General features: G+C 55.7%; 1 protein-coding gene and 1 pseudogene. One reads left to right on the forward strand and one right to left on the reverse strand.

All coding sequences use genetic code 11. From position 1 onward, the window contains the following. Positions 1 to 83 precede the first annotated feature (83 nt). A pseudogene (locus BUB53_RS22185) lies at positions 84 to 629 on the forward strand (type I restriction endonuclease subunit R, EcoR124 family); the annotation flags it as partial. Between the two features lie 267 nt (positions 630 to 896). Here BUB53_RS22185 and BUB53_RS22190 read toward each other — a convergent pair. Further along, positions 897 to 1055 (reverse strand): transposase domain-containing protein (locus BUB53_RS22190; protein ID WP_143163314.1); only part of this gene is annotated, 159 nt, incomplete at its 5' end.

The following is a 1055-nucleotide window of genomic DNA, read 5'->3' on the forward strand; positions in this document are numbered from 1 at the left end:
GGACCTCGGGTGAGTAGCGATTTGCCATTTTGCTTTTTGTCATAACCATCATCCTTACTTAAGTTGATGGTCTCCGACAAACTCGGGGCGATTCACACAAGGCTTCGATCATCGACGAGGTGGACTTCGAGCTGGAGCTCATCCGGCGCGACAATATCAATGTCGCCTACATTCTGGCTCTTCTCGCCTCGATTGCAGACGGTGGCGATGACGAAGATGCCCGCCAGGAGGCCGCATCCAAGAAGAAGGCCATCCTCGACATGCTGGGCTCCGAGGCCAGGCTCCGTAGTAAGCGTGAGCTCATTGAGGAGTTCGTCGCCTCCTACCTCCCGCATCTCAGCGACGGCGAGGGAACCAAGGAAGCCTTCTGGGAATACTGGAGCAGAAAACGCTCCGAGGCCTTCGACAAGATCTGCGAAGACGAAGATCTGGACTCGGAGCGCTTCGCCGACCTGATTGAGGCTTACCAGTTTTCGGACAAGGAGCCGTTGACCGACGAACTGATGACAGTGGTGAATACCCCTCCGGGCATCCTGGAACGAAAAAAGGTGGCGAAACGGATCGTGTCGCGAATGGTCGATTATATCGAGACCTTCGAGGAGAACATGGGGGATCTCGAAGCGGCCTGATACATTGCTGCCGAGCTGGGGGCGCAGTGGAACGACCCTACTCGGAAAATGAATCCGAAAATCGCCACTTCTCCGAAACCGCTGCATAGAAAATTAGTGTCGCCCACAACTGCTTGACGGCGGCGGGCGCCTAATTGCGAGGTGTGGAAGCTATGTTCTGATAGCGCCCACTCTCAAGTTAACGGCTGGCTCATATCAGGTGGCAGCGCGTTTAATCAAAGAGCCTTGTCGAAATACTGTAAGCGACGGCTGCAGGGCACGTGCATTTCAGCTTGACGAGTTGAAGTTCCACGGGAGGAGGTCGTCGATCTGGCTTTTGGGATGTCCCGCAGCGATGGCCTCGAGGGTAGCCTTGAGATAGGCGAAGGGCTCAACGCCGTTGATCTTCGCGGTCTCGATCAGGGAGGCGATACGGCCCCAAGCTTT

Origin of the sequence: Roseovarius pacificus (genome assembly GCF_900142665.1) — a bacterium.
GTDB classification, from domain to species: domain Bacteria; phylum Pseudomonadota; class Alphaproteobacteria; order Rhodobacterales; family Rhodobacteraceae; genus Roseovarius; species Roseovarius pacificus.